Source organism: Evansella sp. AB-rgal1, from assembly GCF_041820985.1.
Taxonomy (GTDB): Bacteria; Bacillota; Bacilli; order Bacillales; family Salisediminibacteriaceae; genus Evansella.
In genome coordinates this window covers 101,358-125,711 of the sequence record NZ_JBGUAU010000003.1, presented here as the reverse complement: position 1 = coordinate 125,711, position 24,354 = coordinate 101,358, and the positions used below count along the sequence as shown (strand labels likewise).

The following is a 24,354-nucleotide window of genomic DNA, read 5'->3' as shown; positions in this document are numbered from 1 at the left end:
ACTTCCAAAAAAATTAGTCTTTCATTAAGACTTTTAATAATGCTTTTTGAGCGTGTAATCGATTTTCTGCTTCATCGAACACTACAGAGTGCTTTCCGTCGATGATCTCAGAGGTAACTTCCTCTTCACGATGTGCAGGTAAACAATGTAAGAAGATGAAATCATCTTTTGCAAGTTTACATAGATTACTATTTACTTGAAATGGTTGAAGAATTTTCATTCTTTTCTCTTGTTCGCTTTCTTGCCCCATACTCGCCCACACGTCCGTCACAACAACATCTGCGTCTTTTATCGCTTCGATCGGATCATTCGATACAGAAATAGTACTTCCTTGAGATGCTGCTACTAGTTTCGCAGATTCAACAATGGAACTGTTCGGTTCATAACCAGCTGGGCTTGCAATGGCAATATCCATTCCAACCTTTGCTGATCCTTCAATTAAGGAATGAACTACGTTATTATTTCCGTCACCGAGGTAACAAAGCTTCAGTGCTTTTAGTTTACCTTTATGTTCTAAAATCGTCAAGAGATCTGCTAAAATTTGTGCAGGATGATGGGAATCTGTTAAACCATTAATTATTGGTATATCCGCATGCTCTGCTAATTCTTCCACTGTCTCATGAGCAAACGTACGAATCATGATTCCATCAAGATAACGCGACATTACTTTTGCTGTATCAGAAATGGATTCTCCTCTTCCTAATTGTAAATCTTTTGAGCTTAAGAAGATGGCATTACCACCGAGCTGCAGCATTCCAACTTCAAAGGATATTCTCGTTCTTGTAGATGCTTTTTCAAAAATCATACCTAATGTTTTTCCCTGTAAGTAAGGATGTGGAATTCCTTGCTTCTGCTTTTGTTTCATATCGAGAGCCTCATCGAGGAGATAAAGTATCTCCTCTGAACTGAAGTCTGCAATGGTTAAAAAGTCTTTTCCTTTAAACGACTCTTCTAATGTATGTTGTTTATCTTCATATTTATTTACTACTGACATGCTCCCACCTCATTCAATTTTGTTAGCTGGCGGTATTCACCAAGTGTTCTAGGTTTCTCTTCTTCATTTTCTGAACTGAATAAGTTAATCCACGGCTTTAACGTATCAAAACTTGTATAATAAGGAACTTGATATCGGACTGCTAATTCACGGATATAGAAACCTATTTTTTCCCCGTCACGTCCTTCGTTCGGTATATTTAGTACGAGATCTGGCTGTTTATTTTTCCAAAACTCGTGTAAAAGTACTTTTTCTTTCGCCAATGTCTCTGAAGAAATATTATGTTTTGCTAAAAATGCTGCTGTTCCTTCTGTAGCGATGACTTTATATCCTTCTTTTGCAAATGCTTTAATCGAATCAAGACTCTCTTCTTTTGCACGGTTCGCAATCGAACAGAATATGGTAGGTTCCTCTCCAGCAGCACTTTCCTTTGCAGAGACCTTACCACTAAGTTGTAACGCCTTTGAAAATGCTTCTTCTAACGTTACCCCTAACCCTAGTGTTTCCCCAGTAGACTTCATTTCAGGTCCTAGGACATGGTCTACACCTTTTAATTTACTAGCAGAAAAAATCGGTGCTTTCACAGAATAGTAGGCTGGTTCAGGGAATAAGCCTACGCTTCCTCCACTTAACTCTTTCAACGATTTTCCTAACTGTACATGTGTTGCCCATTCAATCATTGGAACTCCAGTGACTTTACTCATGATTGGCACCGTTCTAGATGATCTTGGGTTTACCTCTAACACGTATACAACCTCGTTATGAACAACGAATTGAATGTTCATCATACCGATAATTGGTAAGTGGTTCGCTATTTTTTCTCCATATTCTATCAATGTTTTCTTTATGGAGTCACTAATATTCACTGGCGGGAACAGCGCTACACTGTCTCCAGAGTGGACACCTGCTTTTTCCAAATGCTCGAAAATTCCAGGAACAACGATGTTTTCTCCGTCTGAAATGACATCAATTTCACATTCCATACCAGGTAAATATTGATCAACGAGTAACGGCCAACAACGGTCATTGCCGTCTTCCATAATTCTCGTTAAATATTTCTCTACTTCTTTATTGTTATAACAGATGAACATCGACTGTCCGCCAATAACGAACGACGGTCGAATAAGCACTGGATACCCGAGCTTTTCAGCTGCTGGAACTAACTCCTCTGGCTCATTTATCGTTGTTCCTGCGATATGGGGAATGTCTAGTTCGTTTAAAAGACTATAAAATTCATGACGATCTTCTAGTTGATCAATCACTTTCATAGAAGTCCCTAGAATGGTAACTCCTTCGTCTTCCAGTGCGTTCGCTAAATTAATGGCTGTTTGCCCACCGAATTGAAGAAGTACTCCTTGAACCTGCTCTTTCTCCACAACTGCCATAATATCTTCCACAGCTAACGGCTCGAAGTAGAGACGATCTGCAATGGAGTAATCCGTACTCACTGTTTCTGGATTATTATTCATAACGATTGCTTCAAACCCTAGTTTTTTCACCGCTAATGCTGCGTGAACCGAGCAATAATCGAATTCAATTCCTTGACCGATTCGGATAGGACCTGATCCAACAACTAAAATCTTCTTTTTCCCATGAGACGATTCTACCTCATCCGCTCCTTGATATGTGGAGTAAAAATAAGGTGTAACAGCATCAAATTCTGCTGCACATGTGTCTACAAGCTTGTAGCCGCGTTTCACGTTAAGCGACTTCCATTTCAATCTTATTTCCTTCTCAGGAACATTGAAAATCTCAGAAAGTCGACGATCTCCTATATTCATTCGCTTCGCTGTTTTCAACAGATCCACGGGAGCTTCTTCCCATGAATGTGATGCTAGCTTTTGCTCACAATCTACGATATTTTTCACCTTGATCAAGAACCAACGATCGATTTCTGTTTGAGAAATTACTTCTTCGATGGTAAAACCTCGCTTGAAGGCTTCTGCAATTGCGAATAAACGTAAATCTGTTGGCTTTTTCAAAAGCTCAACTAATTCTTCCTTCGTTTTTCCAGGCATGGATTTCAGATATAAGCTATGTGCGTTCATTTCCATGGAGCGTAACGCTTTATTTAGCGCTCCTTCGAACGAACGATCCATTGCCATCACTTCTCCTGTAGCCTTCATTTGTGTTCCTAATGAGCGATCTCCCTCAGAAAACTTATCAAACGGGAATCTCGGAAGCTTTACAACGATATAATCGATGGCAGGCTCAAACGACGCGTATGTGTTTCCTGTAATAGGATTTAAAATTTCATCTAAGTGATAGCCGATTGCGCATTTTGTTGCGATTCTAGCAATTGGATAACCCGTTGCTTTAGAAGCAAGTGCAGAAGAACGGCTCACACGCGGATTAACCTCGATAATGTAATATTGGTTGGATGTTGTATCTAAGGCAAACTGAATGTTACATCCACCAACCACATTTAAGGCACGAATTACTTTTAGTGATGAGTTACGTAAAATTTGATACTGCACATCAGATAATGTTTGGGAAGGAGCAACAACGATAGAGTCACCAGTATGTACCCCAACAGGATCCATGTTTTCCATATTACAAACAATCGTACACGTATCGTTCTCATCACGCATTACTTCATATTCAACTTCCTTCCATCCTTTGATGCTCTTCTCTACTAGCACTTGATGGATAGGACTTAATGTTAGACCTTGCTTTAATACCGCTTCAAATTCTTCATCATTGTTTGCAAAGCCGCCACCAGCTCCACCAAGCGTGTAAGCAGGACGGATGATAACGGGATACCCGATTTCCTTCACGAACTCTACTCCCGATTGGAAATCTTCGATGATCGCGGATTCAGGAATTGGTTCCCCAATTTCGATCATTAGGTTACGAAACTTCTCTCTGTCTTCCCCTTTTTGAATGGATTCCACAGAGGTACCTAATAGTTTCACATCATATTTGTCGAGAATTCCCTTCTCGTATAATTCCACTGTTAAATTTAATCCTGTTTGACCACCAAGGGTACCAATCATGCCATCTGGTTTTTCACGAGAGATGATCTTTTCAATTGTTTCTACGTTTAATGGTTCGATATATACTTTATCTGCCACCGACTGGTCTGTCATGATTGTTGCTGGGTTGTTGTTCACAAGCACCACTTCGATGCCTTCTTCTTTTAGTGCAAGACAAGCCTGTGTTCCAGCATAATCAAATTCAGCTGCCTGACCAATCACAATTGGCCCTGAACCGATGACGAGTATTTTATTTAAGTTGTTATGCTTTGGCATACGTTCTCCCTCCAGAGGTAGTCACTTGATGTAAAAACTGCTGAAAGATAAATTCTGTATCACTCGGTCCTGGATGTGCCTCTGGGTGAAACTGTACAGATTGTATCGGTAAGCTATTATGCTTAATACCTTCCACCGTTTTATCGTTCACATTGAGAAACAACACTTGGAACTCGTTATAATTAATGCTATCTTCCACTACTACATATCCATGATTTTGTGAGGTCATCTGAACCTTTCCTGTTAGTAGCTCCTTCACCGGATGATTTCCACCACGATGACCAAATGCCAGCTTTTTCGTCGTAGCACCATGTGCTAGCGCGATCAGCTGATGTCCTAAACAAATACCGAGAGTTGGAAAAGATTCAGTAATCTTTTTAATCTCAGAAAACCACGGCTGAAGTTTCATTGGATCTCCAGGTCCGTTACTTAATAACACACCTTCAGGCTGTAATTCCTTCACTTGTTCATAGGAAAAATGATATGGAACAACAGTCACTTTGCAATTTTCCTGTAATAAAGCATGTAGAATCGACTTTTTGTAACCATAATCCATCAATACAATATGCGGTCCTTCGTTTTCATAGGTCACAGGTTTTTTCACAGAAACGGTATCTACCCAGAAGTTTTGAGAAACATCATCACCATCTTGTAGACTAGCAACCTCAGGATTCGTTGTAATCATCCCTTTTACCGTATGATGCTTACGAATAACCTTCACTAAGGCACGTGTATCAACTCCTGTTAATCCAGGAACACCCACTTGCTCCAGTCGCTCTTGAAAACCTTTTGTTGCCTGGAAATGACTATGTTCTTCACAAATATCTCCCGTAATTACACCAGAAACAGCTGTTTGGAAACTTTCATCATCAAGATCATTTAATCCATAGTTTCCGATGAGAGGATAGCAAAATGTCAAAATTTGCCCTGCATAGGAAGGATCGGTAATAATCTCCTGATAGCCAGTCATACTCGTGTTAAAAACTACTTCACCAACCATATTGTTTAGCTCACCAATGAGTTTCCCTTCAAATATCTCTCCCGTTTCAAGAACTAAATATCCTTGTTTCATACCGATTTCCCCTCCTCTGCTATTTCTGAAAAAACAGTTTCCAGTACTGCGAGCACTTCGTCTATTTCCGCTTTCGTTGTTGTTAACGGTGGTAACAGTCGCACTACATTAGGTCCTGCTGGTAAAACAAGCACATGCTGTTCCTCTCTCGCTTTTTTCAACACATCTGCTGCAGGGCCATGTAATTCTATGCCTCGCATAAGTCCAGCACCACGAACCTCTTTTACTTGCGTAGGGAACTTCACCTTCAGTTGTTGAAGCTTTTCTGATAAATACATTCCTAACTCAGCAACTGTTGGAAGTACATTATCAACGATTTCCGTTATCGTCGCTACTCCCGCTGTTGTTACGATTGGATTTCCTCCAAATGTCGTTCCATGTGTTCCTGCTTCAAATGCCTTCGCTACTTTTTCTGATGCAACGATCGCTCCGATTGGAAAACCAGAACCTAATCCTTTTGCCAATGTCATCACATCTGGCTCAATTCCATAGTTTTCGTATGCAAATAGCTTTCCTGTACGACCCATTCCTGTTTGAATTTCATCAACCATGAGTAAAATGTCATTTTCCTTACAGATATGAGCCAACTGTTGAAGCCACTCTTCGCTAGCATGGTTCACGCCACCTTCACCTTGAATTACTTCTAGAAGTACGGCACATGTTTTCTCTCCCGCAACTTGCTCCAACGCGTTCATATCATTAAACGGAAGATAGCGAAATCCAGGAACAAGTGGTGCAAAGCCATCTTGTATTTTCGTTTGACCTGTTGCTGTTAACGTTGCTAATGTTCTTCCGTGAAACGATTGTGTAAAGGTGACGACTTCAAATGCAGCCGATCCTTTCACCTTTTGCGCATACCTTCTCGCTAGTTTGATTGCTCCTTCATTCGCTTCCGCTCCACTATTACAGAAGAAGATTTTATCTCCGAAGCTATTCTCTGTGAGCAAATCAGCAAGTTTCTGTTGAGACGGGATATGAAATAAATTCGAGCAGTGCCACAGCTCTTGAAGCTGAGATTCGACTGCATTTTTCACAACATCAGGAACGTGACCTAAGTTACAAGTGCCAATCCCAGATGTGAAATCAAGATATTTCGTATCATTGTTATCCCAAACATAACTTCCTTTCCCTTTTACTAATGTGATCGGGAATCTTGCATACGTTGGCATGATAGATTCATTTTTCGCCGCTGTCACCGTTTCATTAAACATTTTGCATCTCTCCAGCAATAATTTTCGTTCCAATACTCTTTCCTTGTAAAAAATGAGTGAGGCTATTTACCGTCATTCCATTTAGAATGACTACTTCTTCCACGTTATGAGTGAGACCATCGATCGCCGCCTTCACCTTCGGAATCATTCCTCCCGTGATAACCTTTTGTTCAATGAGACTTTCCACTTGTTTTTCCGTTAGCTCATGGAATGTCTTTGTCTCTCCGTTTTCTTCTGCATAAATTCCAGGAATGTCGCTGATGAAACAAAGCTTTGCTCCTAACGCCTGTGCTACTGCCGACGCTGCAACGTCTCCGTTAATATTGTATTTCTGGCCATTTTCATCGATGGCTACTGGTGAAATGACGGGAATCTGACCTTGTTCGAAAATCGCATCGATCAGTTCTGACTTAACATGTACCACCTCTCCAACGAAGCCTAGCTGCTCCGCGTTTTGAGAAGGTTTCGCTTGTAGAAGTCCTCCATCCACACCGCTGATACCGTAAGCACTTCCCCCAACTTTTTGAAGTCTCTCCACGATTTTTTTGTTCACAGATCCACTGAGCACCATTTCTACCACGTCTAGTACTTCCATCGTTGTTACTCGAAGTCCGTCAACGAACTTTGTTTCTACACCAATCTTAGTTAAAAGGGAAGAGATGAGCGGTCCGCCACCGTGGACGATTACCGGCTTACATACCCCCGATTTGTATAGCTCAACGATATTGTTGTAAAACGTTTGTGGTAGCCGCTCTAACACACTTCCTCCACACTTAATGACTAAATAGCTCATCCTTTCCCCTCCTTAAGTTCGATATGATGCGTTTATTTTTACGTAATCGTACGTTAAGTCACATCCCCAAGCGACCGCACTGCCTTCCCCTTGCTGTAGATCCACGAATATTTGTACTGTTTCGGAATGTAAATAATCCGTCGCATCTTCTTCGCTGAAAAATAATGGTAATCCGTTTTCTACAACTTTGATTGGTCCTAATGAAACAATGATTTTGTCTGGATCAATCGGTTCTTCACTATATCCAACAGCACAAACGATTCTTCCCCAGTTTGGATCCGCTCCGTAAATCGCTGTTTTTACGAGATTACTTGAGATAATTGCTTTACTAATTTTTCTTGCTCCTTCATCTGTTTCTGTACCTTTTACATGAACTTCGAGAAGCTTTGTTGCTCCTTCTCCGTCACGTGCGATTTTCTTAGCAAGCGTTTGGCAAACAAATTCTAACGCCTGGATGAACGTTGCCCATTCTGGATGCTGTTCTGTCAACGTTTCGTTCCCTGCTTTGCCGTTCGCCATCACAAGCACCATGTCGTTCGTACTAGAATCTCCATCCACGGTGATCATGTTGTACGTTTTGTTTGTTACTTGTTTTAAGGCTTTGGACAAGCTTTCATCTGCTACATCCACATCCGTTGTTACGAACGCTAGCATCGTTGCCATGTTCGGGTGAATCATCCCAGAGCCCTTTGCAGCTCCGCCAATCGTCACCTTTTTCCCATTTATCTCGATTTGCACTGCTATGTTTTTCGTACATGTATCAGTTGTTAAAATGGCCTTCTCGAAATTTTCTGCTCCTTGATTACCAGTAGCATTCATTTCGTTTATCCCAGACTCAATTTTTCCCATTGGCAGTTGTGTTCCAATTACTCCTGTAGAAGTAACAGCAACAAGATGGTCCTCCACGCCAATCGCTTTGGCAAATAACTCTCTCATCTTGTATGCATTCTGTAATCCTTCTGCACCTGTACACGCATTGGCAACACCGGAATTCACTAGTATTCCTTGAATCTTGTTTTCTACTGCGATGCTTTCTTTCGTCACTTTCAGAGGTGGTGCTTGAAACTGATTTGTTGTATACACACCCGCAGTTGTTGCTGGTACTTCTGAGTAAATCCACCCTAAATCTAACTTATATTTTTTTATTCCGCAGTGAAGTCCACCAGCTGTGAAGCCCTGTGGAGTTGTCACGTTTCCGTCGGTTACCAATTGATATTGCTGTGAAGCTACAGATTGCATATATGAGCCCATCCTTTCGTTTTGAAAAAAATTGTTTCCTTTTACGGGTACATTGGGATATCAACTAATCCCGTCCGAACATCCAAACCATTCATAAGATTCAGATTTTGAATCGCCTGGCCAGCCGCCCCTTTGACTAAATTATCTATTACCGAAATGATCGTTACTTTTCCAGTACGTTCATCTGAATGTATACCAATATCACAGAAGTTACTTCCGCTCACTTCTTTTGTTGACGGGAATACTCCCGCTTGCCTGATTCGAACGAAGGGATGATTTTTGTATATCTCTGTATAAAAATTAATTAGCTCCTCTGTGGACTTTGGTTGCTTCAAATCAAGATAGATGCTACACATAAGCCCCCTTGTCATAGGCATTAAGTGCGTCGTAAAGGTTACCTTTACATCCTCTAAGTTTGCTTCCTTTTGAATAAACTGCTCAATTTCTGGTATATGTTGATGTGCACCAAGCTTATAAGCTTTCACATTTTCATTGATTTCTGCATAGTGCGTTGCAAGAGAAACTTTCCGTCCTGCCCCTGACACTCCTGATTTCCCATCGATAATGATGGATTGCTCTTTAACCCAACCTTCTTTTACGATAGGTAACAGTGCCAACAATGTTGCTGTCGGATAACATCCTGGGTTTGCAATTAATTTACTGTTTTTAATTTGAGATTCATAGATCTCAGTTAACCCATACGTTGCTTCTTCTAAGTATGCTTGCTCTGGAGCTATTCCTCCGTACCAAGTTTCATAGACTTCTGGTTTTTCCAAACGAAAGTCACCAGATAAATCAATACACTGTATCCCTTTTTCTATACAACTTGGCGCGAGCTTTTGACTAACCCCAGCTGGTGTTGCGAAGAAGACCACATCCACGTCTTTTTCAATGTGATGTATACTCCATTCATCCATTACTTCATTTATAATATCCGTTAAGTGAGGGTAAACCTCACGAATTTCCGTTCCGCTTTGTGAATGGGAAATAATAGATTGTAACTTTACGTTTGGGTGCTTATCAAGTAAGCGAATAAGCTCCACCGCTCCATATCCAGTTCCCCCAACTATTGCTGCTCTTATCACGTTAACAAACCTCCCATAACACTGATTAGTTCATTATTATACTCTCCGATACATTTTTATGCAATACGTATGAAAAAAATAGTTATAATTTTTTTCTACTCGATGAAAAAGCCTTTTGTAACAGGGTTATATCTGATGTATGTAACATACATCTAGTGAAATTCTATGTAAGGTTTTGAATATGGTTACTTATCCAACAGAATTGGAATTTTTTTGAGAGTCTACCCTGAAAATACGTGGGTTCATGGTAGTCAAACTTATCTAGTATTACTAATTTTGTTGAATAATATTCCATTCGCTCCTGTCCACTCCTTTCCTGTGGGGAGTTGCCGAGCCACCTTCACGACTACGTCGCTACGGTGTCTCGCCTCTACTCTACTTCCCACTGGAGTTCGTGGACATGCGCTCATTCCATATAAAGTTGATGTTACTTAATCATCTAATAATGTATTTTCATCCACCATGGTGAAAATGTTCACTTTCATGGAAGTCTACCCTGAAAATACGCGTTAACTAAAAGCAAACCTGGATTGCTTTTGCAATGTGCACATATATTCGTGGAAACCGCACATATATTGCTTGAATTCGCACATATAATTGCCCAACCCGCACATATATCGCGCAAACCCGCACATATATTTTTGACGAACCTTAATAAAAGCAAAATTTGTTTTTTAAGGAAGGACGGTACAGGGTGAGAAAACAAGAAAAAGGTAAGAAACATGGATCTTCGTCCAGAATCATGAAAAATCGTATACCATGAACAAGGTAGAGAGCACTTCTCCTATCCTGATTCGGAAAGTGCACATATATTTGCTCGATTCGCACATATAATCAGGATTCCGCACATATATTGCTTGAATTCGCACATAAAAGGGAGAAATGTGCACATATAATCGCCCAATCCGCACATATATGGTGATGCCACCACTAAAATCTCCCCAACTTTCTCCAAACAACAAAAAACCTGACCCGGAAGATGCTTTCTCTTCCAGGTCAGGTTCAAACACACATAAGTTTTCTCTTTAATATACGAAAAAACCTGCGATTTGTAGTTCTTCATCAAAGGTTATACTAAATTCTGCTTCTGTTCCTTCAAATAACCCTTGAATAAATACTACTTGATAGTTTTCTGTAGCTTCTGTACGGAGATACTTTTGCTCTAGAAAGCTTCCAAACTGATTTTGAAAACTCTCCCAAAGCTCCTCTAGTACTTCTGGAGGAAGTTCATCAGACATCGTTTCATCAAAGTGCTCAGTAGCAGCCTCAAAATCTCCCTCTGTTATTAATGATATAAAGTTTTCTGCTAATTCTACTCTTTTTGCTTCTTTATTCAAGCTTTCTTCAGCGTTATTCGTTCCATCATCGTTTCCGTTATTACATGCTGCTAAAAACAATACCATCATTAAACTGTATAAACCTATTCTATATTTACTCATATATGTAGTGCTCCTCTCCGTTTTTCCTCTCAAGCATAATAGCAATTAACCATTCTATTCCACCTGTGCCCAGATCCACTGACCAATATCCGAAATAACGTTTCTATCTACTATATTCGGATAGTCGTATTCATTTATGGTACCTTTATGAGGACCTTCATATGAGATGAAGAAATGGTTAAGTCCTTCATAGCTTTGTATTAACGCCCATTCATTCTCCCCTAATAATTCCTTCCATAACGGAAAATCCTGCTCCATCGTAACTTGAAAGTCATCTTCTCCGTGTAAAATAAAGATTGGTTTTTCAAAGTCTTCAAGGACATCCCTAGTTGGGAAGCTGTCCATCTCCAGAAAATAGAACGCAGGCAAGCCAAAGATGGTTTCAGCCTTTGCATCCTCTTCCGTAAACTTGCTCATCCGCTCCGCTTTCTCACGTTCAATCTCTAACATTTGCAGATATTCATGCTCCGCTGCTTCATCAAAGTCTTCCGTTGCTAGAAAATGCAAATTTTGATCATAGATGATTTCCCACAACGGGCGAGCAGACCCACCTAATACAACAATCCCAGCGAAATCGCCTCCTTCTGCATCAATCCTCGGGGCAAGCATCCCTCCAAGGCTATGGCCTACTATATATACATTGTCCGCATCTATCCGTGTATCTCCCTTTAGAAGCTCAGCTGCCAAAATCGCATCATCAACAGTTTCTTCCTTCACCGTAATAGTTTCTTGCTGAGCCATTTCGTTTCTATATGTGTACGTCCGCTTGTCGTATCTCAGCACAGCGATCCCCTGTTCCGCCAATCCCCAAGCGATATCACGAAACGGCCGATATCCATATACCGCTTCATCCCGATTGCTCGGACCTGATCCTTGAACAAGTACCACTGCCGGAACGGATCCCTCCTCCAAGTTTTCCGGAAGCGTCAACGTTCCACCTAACTCAAATTCCGTTCCCACCCCCACAACTACCTCTTCTTCAAAAACACTGTCTGGTAGCTGTGCATTAGCATAGCCATGACTAAAATAGATCCCAGCAATTCTCCTCGCTTCATTAAATGTTAGCCTAATTTGGAAAATCACGTCTGTAAAAACTAGTTCCGCTTCCGCAATTTCATGACTTCCCGTTTCGGAAAAACTCCATGTAACATCCTCTAGAAGTTCTCCACTATTCAAAGTTCTGCTTTCCCACTCCTGCTTAAGTTCCTCTTCGGACATAGACGCTTTTAAACTATCATCAACATATATCTCTAACACTTCTTCATACTTTCCATCCATTAAATGCTGCAAAGCTTCTTCGCTTATCTCGTCTACTGGCTGCTGAGCTCCGCCTGAACACCCTACCAATAATCCTACCACTATGAAAATCATGATCCATGACCTACAAATTTTATTCATCTCATTCATGCCTTTCTCTATTACTATATGTATTACGAATTAAAATGCTGGTTAGTTTCAAATATTTTCCTATCAAATTAGGTTTTGAATTTTAAGATCTTCTTGAAAATACTAATTACCCTTTTTCAGAGTTTATTTTCCATTTCAGCTCTCATCCCGGTTCCTTTCGGAAATTAACGAGGAGCAAACCTTATCTACCTTTATTCTGTGCATCGTACTCCGATTTTAGAAGGGAATATACAATAGTATCATGATATTCTTCCCCGTCGAAGTCTGTTTGTCTTAGTTGGCCATCTTTATGGAACCCGAATTTTCCCATTAGACGCTGAGAGCCTTTATTGCTCGCAAAAAGGTCTCCGACAATTCGATTTAGTTGAAGTGTAAGAAAACCAAATTCCAAAAGTGGTTTTAAAATTTCTGTCATGACGCCTTTTCTTTGAAAGTCATCCCGGATAACAGCGCCCATTTCCGTTTTTTTATGCCAAAGATGGAGTTTGTGAAAACGAAACATCCCGATAAGCTCATTGTCTGCTTTATGAATAATCACCCATGGTATTTCCTTTTGTCTAAGGAAGCTTTCGATGCTGTCGTTCACCTTGTTCTCCATTTCTTCTAGTGTGGTCACTGGGAACGGCGTGATATATTTCATTGTTTCCCTGTCTGACATGAAGGAATATAAACTTTCTGCATCCTCTAAACTGATTCCTCGTAACAAGAAATTTTGTGTTTCTATAGTAGGTATATCTTTTAATGATGTAAAGTTCATCTTAGTTTCAACTCCGTTACCTGTATTTTAAACCGCCTTATATTTTATCTATATTTAAATCAGCTGGTCAAATAAGTCATACATAGAACGTAGCGACTAGGAAAAAATATGTTAGTACTATATTTTTAGGAGGAATTCGATGAACACTCAACGAGCAAAAGAAATTGCACAGTCACCTGACATGAAAAATGTTGTTTGCAACGGGGAGCGAATTTATATTCAACACGTGAATGATCAATCGGAAACAGCGAGAGTTTTCCCGTTGGATCAGCCTGAAAAAGAGTATGAGGTTCAAGTTGCAGATTTGACGGAGATGTAATAACTCCTAAATTGAAATGAAAATTCCCTTAGGCATCCAAAAAATCTTTTTGGGTGCTTTTTGCTCATGTTCCTGTCATGAAGATGTATGTTCACCCTCCAATCAGACAAACTATAAATAAGGATATAGTCTGTGAAAACGAGGTGCCTATGATGATTCAACGTTATGAACTGAAGACAATAGAAAATGAAACGATAGTAATTGTACACTTGGATCCCCAGTTAACGGAGTTTTCCTCCGAGTTAGGAAAAACTCCCGAGGATAGGGTTGCAATTAGCCAGCATATTCGAACAACGATTATCAAAAAGTTTCCCGAGCTCAAAATAACAGCGATTAAAGTAATGTCCGGTTCTTTACTTGTTTCTTCTATTTATTTAGGTGGAGGAAACACAGCTTTTGCAACAACATCCGCTTCAACTAGTACTACGACAGCTCAAGTGACTCAAGAGATATATGATATGTACACAGTGAAAAGTGGGGATAGCTTGTTTCTTATTGCGCGACAACATAACGTAACAGTCGATGCTATTAAAGAAGTAAACAATCTTAGATCTGATTTAATTTTTATTGGTCAAGTATTAAGACTGCCATATTTTACTTATACGGTAATGTCTGGGGATAGTTTATCAAAAATCGCTCGGAAATACGGTGTCACAGTAACAGATTTGCGCTCTTTCAACAATTTAACTGGTGATCTTATTTTTGTTGGTCAAAAATTACGTGTTCCTCGGACTGTAAGTAGTGCGACCGCACCAACGCCAGCACCGAGTCCTACTCCAACGGAACCGACACCACAACCTGTAGTGGAAACATCCATTACATATACCGTTGTTTCGGGAGACTCTTTATCGGTGATTGCTCGGAGATTTGACACGACAGTCACAGAAATACGAACTCTTAACGGACTTACATCGGACCTAATTCGTGTGGGACAGGTGCTGAAGATTCCGCAAAAAACAGCGGTCGCGGAACCAACACCGACGCCACCACCAGAACCTACTCCCGCTCCCCCCGTGGAGCAAACGACGTTCAACTATACCGTCGTGTCAGGAGACTCACTATCTGTGATCGCTCGGAGATTTGATACGACTGTCACAGAGATTCGTACTCTTAACGGACTTACGTCGGACTTGATTCGCGTTGGACAGGTGCTGAAGATTCCACAAAAAGCAACGGTCGTGGAACCAACACCGACGCCACCTCCTGCGGCACCAGCGCCTGAACCTACTCCTGAGCCAACACCACCTGTAGAGGAAACAACGATTACCTATACAGTTGTGTCAGGAGATTCTTTATCGGTAATTGCTCGTCGTTTTGACACTACCGTTTCTGAAATAAAAACACGGAACGGATTAACATCTGACTTAATTCGCATTGGTCAAGTGTTGATTATTCCACAAAAAGTCACAATACAAGATCCACCTGCACCACCAGAAGAAGTGTTGCCAGCGCCCGCGACACCGACGTTCCTACTACTAGATCCTATGAATAGTACAAACAGCTCATCTTATACTATCATTGGTGAAACGAGTCCTAACTCGGCGGTTGTCGTTACCCTAACCGATGAAAACAACAAAACCCTAACAGATAATGTCACTAGTAATAATGAGGGTAGATTTGAAACTTCCTTCAATGTGACATCATTGGAAGAAGGTAAAGTTGAAGTCCAGGCTGTGGCAACGAATGCACAAGGAAAGCAAAGTGATCCCATACGTACTACTATAATAAAAGATACGATTATCGAGGTTCCGAAGATTGAAACTACTTCACCATTCGTTAATGGGAAAAACCAGGCTGCGTTTCAGATCACTGGATGGGCGGAGCCTAACGGAACAATATTTATAACGATTTCCGATGAAGAAGACAGGAACATAGAAGTGGAGATACCAGTTGACGAAGACGGAAACTTTGTTTCCTCCATAAATGTTTCGAACTTAGCTGATTCGGAGCTAATCTTCCGGATTAAACAGCGAGACTCTGCGGGAAATGTGAGTCAGTCTCAGCTTCATATTGTGGAGAAGGACACGTCTCATCCTGATGTTCCTGTGTTGCAGGCGGGTGATGTGGTCAACAATCAAAATGCTGCAACGTTTATGTTCGATGGAACAACGGAAGCGTATGCTACTGTTTTTGTTTCGGTCATGGATGATGTTGGTGAACGTATCACAGGGTCGATTCGTTCTGATAAAAATGGGCAATTTCGTTTACCAATGAACCTCTCTTCTTTACGTGATGGAAATTTGAAGGTGGAAGTAAAGCAAGAGGATCGAGCTGGAAACGAGAGTGAAGTTGGAATTCACACATTGCAGAAGGTAACGGTGACGCCAGATATAGCAGTAGACCCTATCGGTATTGTTAATAGTAGTAACGTGGGTGAATTCATTGTATCTGGGGAAACAGCATCGAATAGTGATGTTCAAATTACCGTTTCAGATGGTGACTCGGAGCTCACGGAAACTGTCAGTGCGGACAGTGCCGGTGTGTTCACAGTTCCATTGAATTTACGCTTTTTACATGATGGGGAGATTACATTTGCCTTCGTCACAATAGATCGCAACGGAAATAAGAGTAGTAAGGAGACAGTCACAACTTCTAAAGATACGGTTACTCCAGCTAACTTGGTGATCGCAGATTTAACCTCTGTGAATAGTGCAAATCAAGCAGAATTTGTAATTGAGGGTACTACGGAGGACGAAGGGACCGTCGCTCTCGTTATCACCGATGGGGTTATTACGATTACAGAGATCACAGAGGTTGGCGACGATGGTACCTTCCGCTTTACGCTCGATCTAACCGATATGCTAGATGGAACGTTAACAATCGCTATCACGCAAACAGACAAGGCTGGAAATACAAGCGATGTAGAAGAGCTGACAGTGGACAAGGACACGGCCATATCCTCCCCAACCATCAGTCGAAGTGGGTATGCTTTTGAAGGAGACCGCATTTTGTATAATGTCGCCGGCGTGGCCGAACCATTGTCTACGATTTTCATCACTGTGGATGATCGGTCAGGTCGAGATCCTATTACGATCGAGCACACGGTAAATGAGCGTGGCATATTTAATCTTGATGTGAATATATCTGATCTCGATTTATCACGATCTCTTCTCGTCTCCATCTCCCAGTCGGACGCAGCAGGAAATGTGAGTGAAGTGCTGACACCTGACTTCATCACACATACCGTGGTGAGTGGAGATACGCTATCACATATCGCAAAGCGCTATAACACGACAGTGGAAGCAATTCGTCGAATTAATGGGATCAACGGTGACTTGATTCGAGTCGGGGACGTCTTGAGACTACCTGTTACCGCAAGCGAAACATTGAACCTAGGGTACCTATATTTTGGTCATCCGAACAATTTTTCCAATCAAGTGTTGGCAACGGAACGATCCTTTAATGTGGTATCCCCAAGCTATTTCGACGTGAACCCAGATGGTACATTAAAGGTCACCTGGCTATTTGATCCAACGTTTATCAAATCCATGAACGACCAAGGAATTCGTGTCGTGCCGTTTTTAAGTAATCACTGGGATCGAGAGCTTGGACGGGCGATGCTGGAAAACCGGGAGCAAGCTGCCCAGCAAATTGCCGACATGGTCATCCGCTATGACCTCGGGGGAGTGAATGTGGACCTAGAAAACATCAACCACCAGGACAGAGACAATTTCACGGACTTCGTAAGATTACTTCGAGAAAAAATCCCGTCATCGAAGGAGGTATCTGTCGCTGTTGCTGCTAACCCGAACGGCTGGAACACGGGCTGGCACGGTGCCTATGATTACAACGCTCTGGCAAAGTACACAGACTATTTGATGATCATGACCTACGACGAAAGCTATCACGGTGGACAACCAGGCCCTGTTGCAAGTCTCCCATGGGTGGAGCGCTCGATACAATACGCCATTGCCCAAGGAGTTCCAAAAGACAAGATTGTCATCGGCCTCGCTCATTACGGACGCTTCTGGCGAGAAGGAGCAGCCACTGGGGGGCAAGGCATTTCCAACTTCCAAATCCAGGAGATGCTGCGCAGGTACGAGCACACTGTTACCTTCGATTCAGCAACCCAATCAGTTAAGGCCGTGGTCACCATTCGGGAAAACGACCCGAAGACCTACATTATGGGCAACGCCCTCGTACCAGGCACGTACACTATTTGGTATGAAAACGACGAATCCTATCGCGCCAAAGTAGGACTCGTGGAAACATACGGCATTCGAGGAGTAGGTCACTGGAGCATAGGACAGGAAAATCGCGACGTGTGGAACAACTATCACACCTTTTTCCTACCGAAGGACACGCAACTGGCCCCTGTGAACCCAGCACCAACCGAGCCATTGACGTACTTTACCTACACCGTCGTCTCCGGAGACAGCCTATGGCGACTAGCCGTGCAGAACAACACAACCATAACGGCAATTAAAGAACTGAACAACCTTACAAGCGACACCATTTTTGTCGGACAAACATTAAAGATTCCGAGATAAATCTTATTCATTTAAAAAAATAGACGATAGTACAAAACCCTGGCTGACTATGAACGTAGTCTCCAGGGTTTCGATTTAGGTTTATTTCGTTGTTGAACTTAGTTGTTTTGTTGACTCACGCTTCGCTTTATTTGTGTAAAATTCAATTGTCTCCCGAATACCTACCTCATACGGAGTTTTCGGTAACTCCCCAATCTCCCTTTCGTATTTCGCACCACTTAGAACTACTGGATTTTCAATCAAATAAAACATCTCCACTACTTCTTTCATTCCTGCATTGAAGAATCCAAGAAACTTTATCATACGCTTGGTAATGGTTCCCACTTGTTTGTCATACCCAGTAATATCTCTCATCTTCTGAACGAACTCCATGCCTGTGATAACGTCCGTGGCTGGAATGTTCCAATTTTGGTTGTAAGCATCATCGCGGAGTGATAATTCGATGAGTGCCTTCGCTCCGTCTGGAGTATAGATTACTTCTTTAGCTGTATAAGGATCCCCAACAATAGATGCTTTCTTATTTGCGATAACATCCTTCATTGTATAATACAGCATAGCATTATCAGCGTTAGGTCCGTAGAAATCAGGGAAATGAGCAATCACAACAGGAGCTGGTGATTGCTTAGCGAGAGTTTCCAGTTCCAATCGGATCTTTCCTTTTTTCGTGTGCGGTTCCTTTGGTGTATCCTCGGTAATTTTTTTGTTGCTTTGCCCACGGCCGTATGCATAGATGTTATCTACATAAGCAACCTTTGCCCGTTGTTTTTCCGCTGCAGTCAACACGTTATTCATTATCGTGGCGAGCTTTGCCGACCATTCTGGATAAGGTACATTGAGTGCGTGGTAAATAATATCTACGTTTTCCGAAGCCTCTAGTATGTCTTGCATTTTCAATGCATCTCCAGGGTGGATGGTAACATTTTTGTCTTTTTGAAAAAGTTCAGATAGCTTTTCTTGGCTTCGGGAAAAAGCCACCACTTCCACATCTCGACTACTTAACTCTTTCACAAGGGCATACCCCATACCCCCTGATGCCCCTAAAACTAAAGCTCTCATTAGCGTTCCTCCTGTATTTGGTTTACTTATGTGTGTCATGATGGTTGATTCTCTATTGATGAGTTTGAAGTGTGATCTGAGGTGAGCATTTGATTTTCAAGGTGATTGTAGTTGGTTGTTTTTTCCAACTTATAATTTAGTTATATATGGATTGTTGAAGTGTTGCAAGTTAAATTTTGATTAATTTGAGTAAAGTATACTAACTTTCCTAGTCAGCTATTTGGTGCTATTCACTGGTTTTGCTACGTTGTGATTCTGATTCCTCTTGAAATTAACCATTTGCCGGGTAGTGCCTACCACGGCATATGGTTAAAAAGCTATAATATCGTTTGAAATCCTGCATAAAAATGCCCTAGTTTATGCTACGCAGTAACCCCAGTCTCAAAATAAACTTCGACTATGTAATTCAACAAGAATAATTCACTCCAACTAGCAAAAAATAAAGTTATCCAGCATGGATGAAGGAGTTGATGTTATGAAGTGCAAACGTGTACAAGAAATTATTGATTCACCAAATATGATCAACGTTCGGTATAATGGGATTCCAGTTTACATTCAAGAAGTACTTCCGAATAAAGAAACAGCCAGAGTTTTCCCCCTAGATGAGATGGGAAATGAACAAGATGTGGATATTGAAGGTCTAGTAGAAGATCCTATCCATACTATGCCGCATTAAGTGGAAATAGAAATCGACAAATCTCACAGGACAATTCATAATAAACGACCGTTATCTACACTTTTGTTGATTGGCGCTTTGTTCAACTACGATCAACTTTTCAGTGGCCATTAAATGGTTTACGGTCGTTTTTCCTATTTAGAAACAAGCAACTTTATTTATATTGCTTTTTCAATGGTCAACTGTTTCTGTCCTTTCTTTCGAATATACCCCTCTATGACTATGAGATTCCCGATCCAACAAAGCCATGTGGCTAAGGCGTAACCTAAGATAAAGTTGTCAGTTGAGTAGCCGATAATTGCTGACCAGATTCGAAAAGTCACTGCTGCAAAAGTTACTGCATAGCTTCTATACATCCATTGTTCGTGTAAATGGACGTTTCGTTTGCGTATGTAATAATATGCGAGATAGGTTGTGATAATCCAAGCGATATCAAGGAAAAAAAAGCCTAACATAGCTGTCAGTCCACCAAATGCATAGAAGGACAGGTACATTCCTACTGATGCACTGATTGCGATTGAGATGACATAAAGCTTTCCTAAGTTTCTATGTAGAGCTAGGTTTTTAGTTCTGAATTTTTTAATAAACTGAATAGGCCCTACTAATAGCGCTATAGCTGCTGAAAAAATATGTGTGTACATAGCGTAATTCCATAGTTCATATTGGAATGTAAACATTTCAAACCCGAGTTCAATAAGTACTAGATTTGTGGAAACAGGATCCATAAAGAAGTAACGTACGATGGATGATATAGCTAAAATAACAGCAAAAAGTATGATTAAAATAAGAGCTACTTTCTTACGTAAGGTAAACATAACAAACCTCCCTTTTATTATTTACAGACCTAAATTTATGAATTTTGTATGCTAAAATCCTCTTTATACTTAGGCGTTTATTCCTTTGAATTCGTTACACGTAATTTGAAAAGATGTCACAAAATAGACACGGACCTGGTCCCCGACAAAAGTGTCGGGGACCAGGTCCGTGAATTTTTCATGAACTTATTTTAGAAATTGGATTGCTAAGGGGTATTTGAATTTTTTACCACTTACTGTTTTATAGCCTGCAATCATGACCGTGATCCAGAATACGATTAATGATGCAAATATGGAGATGATCGCTGTATTTCCTATAATGATTGTTACCATAGATGGGATTTGTTGGTGAATCAATCCTGCTGCAACCCATATTAGGATAGCTCCTAGTAAATATAGAACAAATGTTATTTGAAAGTTCAGCGACTGTTTGCCGCTATAGTCTGCAAAGGTAGATTGTCTTCTTACAAAAAGCCAGTAAAGCAAGGTAACGATGATATTTAATAATGGTACAGATAGCGCTAACATGTGATTGAACATAGCAACGATTTTTACATTCATTGGTAACTCTCTAGGTGATAATTCTACTTCTGTTTTATGGTTCCCTGTCATGTTTTGATTGTATTTTTTTGTCATGGTGTGTTGGATCTCTCCTTTATTTGTCATCTTCGTCACGCAAAGTTCTAGAGACGATGATGGTAGATGAAAACGTTAACCATTTACGGAATAGGACATAATTACCTGTTATTATCACTTTGTTTTCCCAAAAATAATTGTATCATATATCAAATGATTGTCCATGTAAGCATAAAAAAACTGAGCCCTAGTGTGGGTTCAGTTCAGTTGGTTATTGTTTGCCCGTTGGATTCTATTAGTTTGCCTGTTAGGATATATCGTTCTGTTGTAAAGCCGAAGAAGTCTAGTGGGTAGCAGGTGATTAGGGTAATAACTGGTTCGTCATAAGAGATAATGACAGTGCGGTCATCTTCATGCACGATTCTTTCATCTTTTAGCTGGTAGATGAATGTTCCTTCATGAGTTTCGATTTCGATAAGATCACCTAGCTGTATTTGGTCAAAGTTACGGAAAACGGTGTTGTTGTGGCCTGCGAAAACGGTGTTGTCGTTTTCGCCTGGTAGGACGCTTCCGATAAAGTGACCTACTCCTTTGTCTAGTTCCTCATCATCTGTTCCGGAAATGATGGGTATTTCTCTGTCTAGTCTTGGGATATACATTTTCCCAAAAATGTCTCCTCGAGATGGCCGGTTTTCGTAGATGAGTTGGTATGGTTGTTCTTTGTTTTGTGTGTCTTCATCAATGGTTGGAATATTTGGGGCAGTTTTGTGTGTTCTTTGGTGTGTTGGCTTTTCTTGATGGTCTTGGATGAGGAGTTCTACTTGTAGGTTGGCCGTTTGGGTGTTCCATTCTTCTAGTGATTGATCTACTTGAGTTGAGCCTAGTTGAATTTGTATTAGTGACGTGATAACAAAGGTGAGCGAGATAAAAAGGCATACGATCACCAATAGATTCTTCAGTTGGTTTGGCATGTTTTTCACCTCGCGTTGGAATGTTTTTTAATAAATTCTTCGTTTTACTCTTCTCATGAGGATGAATCCTGATAATATAAAACCTACTGTGCTTACGGCAAAAATGTTATACCAAGGACTTGACGTTCTTGGAAGCTTTCCACCGTCGATTGTTTTAGGTTTGTCTTCTCTATCCGTAGGAGTTTCTTGTTTTGTTTTTTTCACAGGTGGAGCTGGTTGTTCTTCTTCATCATCCTCTTCTTCTGGTGCTTCTGGCTCCTCTGGTTTGGATGGTTCACAATCAATATCAGATGTAGAAGCGGTAATTTGAATTAGTTCATATAGTCGTTCTTCCTCTTCTACCGTTTCCTCTTCATTATCACTCGAAGATGTAGTCGCATCGTTGGTCTGAGAGTTATTGTTTTCCTCGTTTGTATCGGTATTGTTGGTGCTTTCGTCTGCTGTGTCTTCTTCATTTGTTTCTGTGTTGTTCTCATTTGAATTGCTATCCTCATTTGATTCTGACTGCTCGTCCTCATCGTTTCCGTCGTTTTCAGAGGATTCTTCGTTTTCTTGGTTTGTTTCATCTTCTGCTTCTTTATCTTCTGCAACTTCTTCTGGTTGCGTTAATAGTGGGAATTCGAGAGTAATAGTATCTCCCGCTGTCTCAGGTGTTGTAATAATTGTCTCTCCTGGTCCAATAACCTTGTGATCGATAATTGTTCCAGGGTATTCCGATCCCCATTTCACTTCAATCTCTTGGTCATTAGGATTTGTAATTACCCAAGCATGAACCCCTTCCTCTTCTGTACATATAGGCGTGATTGTTACTGGTAGTTCTGCGGGTTCACAATCAGTGATACAATCTCCAAACTCCAATGGGTTCTCAGGTTCTTCAGGAACTTCTGGTTCTACTGGCTCTGGTTCTTCTGGGCGGTCCGTGAAGCTACCAGCTTTAATAAAAACATTAGAATCTAAGTCTCGATCTCCTGCGTCGGCAATTGCCATTTTTATTGTGTTCACTTCTCCAGCGTTCACTTGTGCCTCAACAGACAAGACTACTGTTAACCCATCCATCTCCGTATTGAGTGGTGCACCACTCTCAATATCATTGTTACGGTAAAACTCAGGATTCGAGGCATTGTCACTTCCATACGGCTCTCCTCCGTTCACATTATTAATAGAAACAACAATGTCGGTACCAGGAAGCTTTGCTTCGTTTTCCCCATTAATAAAAAAGCCAAAGACATCATTAAATGAAGAATTTACATACTCATTGTATTCATCAGATGCAAACACATACTGGAAATATATACTATCTTTTTCCGGAATGAAGTCAAATTCTAGTACAGTTGCGTCATATGTCCTATAGCCAGGAATTAATTTATCAAGATCTTCGTCACCTGGTAAGCCTGTTTCATATGCTATTGTATCCGATGTGTTGGGACCAATAACATTATGTACAGAGCCTGTACTTAGTATGATTCCTTGATCAAAACCGATAATATCCTCTCCACCTGTAAAGAAACCAGAAGATACATCTACTCCTTTAAGTGATATGTTCGTAACTGTTACTCCTTCACCAAGGAGACTTTCTACAAGGTTTTCTTTTGTTAATTGGTTCATGTCTGTTACGATAAGACCTTCCTCTTCTGTGTTTGCTAGTACTGGTTGTCCAATTATGAGGATTACTGAAAGGAAACAAATGCTAAGTATTTTCCAACTTTTCTTATACAATATTTTACCTCCTCTTCGTGCGTTTTATAGAATCTTCTCACCAATACTAGCACCGCAGTTTCCCTTTGAGTATTATCCTAAAGTATTAAATTTGGGTATATTTTCTAAATCAGTTAATTCGAACTAACTAGATATCTTTCTAAAGTCTTAGAGAGAAAAAATGTAATAGGTAGTTGAAGAACTTTCCATAGTATGATACAACTATAAGCGAGTTGTTAATTTTCAAAACTCTTAAATAATTTCATATGTACCACTACTAGGGGTGCTTGATAAAGCTGAGAGAGACGATCGTCTTAACCCTTATAACCTGATCTAGTTCGCACTAGCGTAGGGAAGAAGTGTAAAGACATAGTAAAGGGAAAGACCATTGTTTCCCTTTGCATCATGTATTATTTGGTTGTTTAAAGCCGCTTCTTTCCAACAAGAAGTGGCTTTTTTGTATGTTGTCACAAAAAGTTCAGGGACCTGGGACTGTACGATTTTGTGA

General features: G+C 40.7%; 18 protein-coding genes and 1 riboswitch. Of the genes, 3 read left to right on the top strand and 15 right to left on the bottom strand.

All coding sequences use genetic code 11. From position 1 onward, the window contains the following. Window positions 1–13 precede the first annotated feature (13 nt). The 10 genes from argF to ACERII_RS03340 all read right to left on the bottom strand — a co-directional run bounded on the left by argF (window position 14) and on the right by ACERII_RS03340 (window position 13,248). Window positions 14–994: an ornithine carbamoyltransferase gene (gene argF / locus ACERII_RS03385; protein WP_373640048.1), complete on the bottom strand. Its 981-nt coding sequence runs from the start codon at window positions 992–994 to the stop codon at window positions 14–16. Next, window positions 985–4,245: a carbamoyl-phosphate synthase (glutamine-hydrolyzing) large subunit gene (carB, locus tag ACERII_RS03380; protein ID WP_373640046.1), complete on the bottom strand. Its 3,261-nt coding sequence runs from the start codon at window positions 4,243–4,245 to the stop codon at window positions 985–987. The genes argF and carB overlap by 10 nt, the downstream gene beginning before the upstream one ends. After that, window positions 4,232–5,317, bottom strand: a complete 1,086-nt coding sequence (locus tag ACERII_RS03375) for a carbamoyl phosphate synthase small subunit (protein WP_373640044.1) — start codon at window positions 5,315–5,317, stop codon at window positions 4,232–4,234. Before ACERII_RS03375 ends, carB begins: the two co-directional genes overlap by 14 nt. Further along, complete coding sequence (locus tag ACERII_RS03370) at window positions 5,314–6,528, bottom strand: acetylornithine transaminase (RefSeq protein WP_373640042.1); 1,215 nt, start codon at window positions 6,526–6,528, stop codon at window positions 5,314–5,316. The genes ACERII_RS03375 and ACERII_RS03370 overlap by 4 nt, the downstream gene beginning before the upstream one ends. Further along, window positions 6,521–7,321: an acetylglutamate kinase gene (gene argB / locus ACERII_RS03365; RefSeq protein WP_373640041.1), complete on the bottom strand. Its 801-nt coding sequence runs from the start codon at window positions 7,319–7,321 to the stop codon at window positions 6,521–6,523. The genes ACERII_RS03370 and argB overlap by 8 nt, the downstream gene beginning before the upstream one ends. Before the next feature lie 12 nt (window positions 7,322–7,333). Further along, the gene (gene argJ / locus ACERII_RS03360; protein ID WP_373640040.1) at window positions 7,334–8,560 is read right to left on the bottom strand and encodes a bifunctional ornithine acetyltransferase/N-acetylglutamate synthase; all 1,227 of its coding nucleotides are present in this window, start codon (window positions 8,558–8,560) and stop codon (window positions 7,334–7,336) included. Window positions 8,561–8,601: 41 nt separating this feature from the next. Next, entirely contained in the window at window positions 8,602–9,645 is a 1,044-nt protein-coding gene (gene argC, locus ACERII_RS03355) for an N-acetyl-gamma-glutamyl-phosphate reductase (RefSeq protein ID WP_373640039.1), read from the bottom strand. Between the two features lie 1,025 nt (window positions 9,646–10,670). Next, complete coding sequence (locus tag ACERII_RS03350) at window positions 10,671–11,084, bottom strand: DUF3887 domain-containing protein (protein WP_373640037.1); 414 nt, start codon at window positions 11,082–11,084, stop codon at window positions 10,671–10,673. A 54-nt stretch (window positions 11,085–11,138) separates the two neighbouring features. After that, window positions 11,139–12,455 carry an alpha/beta hydrolase gene (locus ACERII_RS03345; RefSeq protein WP_373640036.1) on the bottom strand — a complete coding sequence of 439 codons (1,317 nt, stop codon included), beginning with the start codon at window positions 12,453–12,455 and terminating at the stop codon, window positions 11,139–11,141. A 217-nt stretch (window positions 12,456–12,672) separates the two neighbouring features. Continuing rightward, on the bottom strand, window positions 12,673–13,248 hold the full coding sequence (locus ACERII_RS03340) for a GNAT family N-acetyltransferase (RefSeq protein WP_373640034.1): 576 nt from the start codon (window positions 13,246–13,248) through the stop codon (window positions 12,673–12,675). A gap of 139 nt (window positions 13,249–13,387) precedes the next feature. Between ACERII_RS03340 and ACERII_RS03335 the strand changes: the two genes are divergently transcribed. Next, window positions 13,388–13,567, top strand: coding sequence for a small acid-soluble spore protein H (locus tag ACERII_RS03335; protein WP_373640032.1), 180 nt, complete (start codon window positions 13,388–13,390; stop codon window positions 13,565–13,567). 152 nt (window positions 13,568–13,719) lie between these two features. Next, complete coding sequence (locus ACERII_RS03330) at window positions 13,720–18,057, top strand: LysM peptidoglycan-binding domain-containing protein (protein ID WP_373640031.1); 4,338 nt, start codon at window positions 13,720–13,722, stop codon at window positions 18,055–18,057. An 81-nt stretch (window positions 18,058–18,138) separates the two neighbouring features. Here ACERII_RS03330 and ACERII_RS03325 read toward each other — a convergent pair whose 3' ends face one another. After that, window positions 18,139–19,113 carry an SDR family NAD(P)-dependent oxidoreductase gene (locus tag ACERII_RS03325; protein ID WP_373640029.1) on the bottom strand — a complete coding sequence of 325 codons (975 nt, stop codon included), beginning with the start codon at window positions 19,111–19,113 and terminating at the stop codon, window positions 18,139–18,141. Between the two features lie 475 nt (window positions 19,114–19,588). Here ACERII_RS03325 and ACERII_RS03320 point away from each other — a divergent pair, with 475 nt between their 5' ends. Further along, a complete protein-coding gene (locus ACERII_RS03320) occupies window positions 19,589–19,789 on the top strand; it encodes an H-type small acid-soluble spore protein (RefSeq protein WP_373640027.1) in 201 nt (66 codons plus the stop codon). A 158-nt stretch (window positions 19,790–19,947) separates the two neighbouring features. Here the strand turns inward: ACERII_RS03320 and ACERII_RS03315 are convergent, their stop codons facing one another. The 4 genes from ACERII_RS03315 to ACERII_RS03300 all read right to left on the bottom strand — a co-directional run bounded on the left by ACERII_RS03315 (window position 19,948) and on the right by ACERII_RS03300 (window position 23,867). Continuing rightward, entirely contained in the window at window positions 19,948–20,604 is a 657-nt protein-coding gene (locus tag ACERII_RS03315; protein WP_373640025.1) for a DUF2306 domain-containing protein, read from the bottom strand. 186 nt (window positions 20,605–20,790) lie between these two features. Next, the gene (locus ACERII_RS03310) at window positions 20,791–21,240 is read right to left on the bottom strand and encodes a DUF4870 domain-containing protein (RefSeq protein ID WP_373640023.1); all 450 of its coding nucleotides are present in this window, start codon (window positions 21,238–21,240) and stop codon (window positions 20,791–20,793) included. A 203-nt stretch (window positions 21,241–21,443) separates the two neighbouring features. Further along, window positions 21,444–22,151 (bottom strand): sortase, encoded by a 708-nt coding sequence (locus ACERII_RS03305; RefSeq protein ID WP_373640021.1) that lies wholly within the window; start codon window positions 22,149–22,151, stop codon window positions 21,444–21,446. A 27-nt stretch (window positions 22,152–22,178) separates the two neighbouring features. Beyond that, complete coding sequence (locus ACERII_RS03300; protein ID WP_373640020.1) at window positions 22,179–23,867, bottom strand: choice-of-anchor L domain-containing protein; 1,689 nt, start codon at window positions 23,865–23,867, stop codon at window positions 22,179–22,181. 248 nt (window positions 23,868–24,115) lie between these two features. Next, window positions 24,116–24,218, top strand: a riboswitch (TPP riboswitch). Window positions 24,219–24,354: the final 136 nt, after the last annotated feature.

What these genes read in the sequence shown, in the direction of transcription:
- ACERII_RS03325 (WP_373640029.1), bottom strand. Translation starts at nt 19,113, where the DNA reads ATGAGAGCTTTAGTTTTAGGGGCATCAGGGGGTATGGGGTATGCCCTT.
- argB (WP_373640041.1), bottom strand. Translation starts at nt 7,321, where the DNA reads ATGAGCTATTTAGTCATTAAGTGTGGAGGAAGTGTGTTAGAGCGGCTA.
- ACERII_RS03335 (WP_373640032.1), top strand. Translation starts at nt 13,388, where the DNA reads ATGAACACTCAACGAGCAAAAGAAATTGCACAGTCACCTGACATGAAA.
- carB (WP_373640046.1), bottom strand. Translation starts at nt 4,245, where the DNA reads ATGCCAAAGCATAACAACTTAAATAAAATACTCGTCATCGGTTCAGGG.
- ACERII_RS03370 (WP_373640042.1), bottom strand. Translation starts at nt 6,528, where the DNA reads ATGTTTAATGAAACGGTGACAGCGGCGAAAAATGAATCTATCATGCCA.
- ACERII_RS03375 (WP_373640044.1), bottom strand. Translation starts at nt 5,317, where the DNA reads ATGAAACAAGGATATTTAGTTCTTGAAACGGGAGAGATATTTGAAGGG.
- argF (WP_373640048.1), bottom strand. Translation starts at nt 994, where the DNA reads ATGTCAGTAGTAAATAAATATGAAGATAAACAACATACATTAGAAGAG.
- ACERII_RS03345 (WP_373640036.1), bottom strand. Translation starts at nt 12,455, where the DNA reads ATGATTTTCATAGTGGTAGGATTATTGGTAGGGTGTTCAGGCGGAGCT.
- ACERII_RS03320 (WP_373640027.1), top strand. Translation starts at nt 19,589, where the DNA reads ATGAAGTGCAAACGTGTACAAGAAATTATTGATTCACCAAATATGATC.
- ACERII_RS03310 (WP_373640023.1), bottom strand. Translation starts at nt 21,240, where the DNA reads ATGACAAAAAAATACAATCAAAACATGACAGGGAACCATAAAACAGAA.
- argJ (WP_373640040.1), bottom strand. Translation starts at nt 8,560, where the DNA reads ATGCAATCTGTAGCTTCACAGCAATATCAATTGGTAACCGACGGAAAC.
- ACERII_RS03330 (WP_373640031.1), top strand. Translation starts at nt 13,720, where the DNA reads ATGATTCAACGTTATGAACTGAAGACAATAGAAAATGAAACGATAGTA.
- ACERII_RS03350 (WP_373640037.1), bottom strand. Translation starts at nt 11,084, where the DNA reads ATGAGTAAATATAGAATAGGTTTATACAGTTTAATGATGGTATTGTTT.
- ACERII_RS03315 (WP_373640025.1), bottom strand. Translation starts at nt 20,604, where the DNA reads ATGTTTACCTTACGTAAGAAAGTAGCTCTTATTTTAATCATACTTTTT.
- ACERII_RS03305 (WP_373640021.1), bottom strand. Translation starts at nt 22,151, where the DNA reads ATGCCAAACCAACTGAAGAATCTATTGGTGATCGTATGCCTTTTTATC.
- ACERII_RS03340 (WP_373640034.1), bottom strand. Translation starts at nt 13,248, where the DNA reads ATGAACTTTACATCATTAAAAGATATACCTACTATAGAAACACAAAAT.